We start from the raw sequence: 389 nt of genomic DNA on the forward strand, positions 1-389 counted from the left end.
ACATCAGCAAAAATTTAGATTTATTAAAGGAGTTAAGTATTTAGACCCATTTTTAATATATTAGTAAAAATTTGAACATTTTTGTCGATAACATATATATGTGACTATGATTTTGGAGGGATTGTTGATGAAAATAAACTTATTAGGGATTATGAAAGAATACGAAAATAATAGAGAACAAATTGATGAAATATTTGAGTATATTGAGGAAACTGTAGAGAAATCTAATGTAATACTTAGTCATTTTGAAATAGATGGATTAGAAATATATTCAAATTTCTCAGAGTATTTTCTAGACAATATAAGAAATATAAGAGAAGTTAATGTAATAACGAGAACGGAAAAGGAAATGTATAAGGAAATACTGGTATCTACTTTAGATTATATTG

1 protein-coding gene is annotated in these 389 nt (G+C 24.4%); it reads left to right on the top strand.

From position 1 onward, the window contains the following. Nucleotides 1-127: 127 nt before the first annotated feature. The coding region (locus RCF13_RS09040; RefSeq protein ID WP_308141082.1) for a hypothetical protein at nucleotides 128-389 on the top strand (262 nt) is incomplete at its 3' end.

Origin of the sequence: Stenotrophomonas maltophilia group sp. RNC7 (genome assembly GCF_030910085.1) — a bacterium.
Lineage (GTDB): Bacteria > Pseudomonadota > Gammaproteobacteria > Xanthomonadales > Xanthomonadaceae > Stenotrophomonas > Stenotrophomonas sepilia.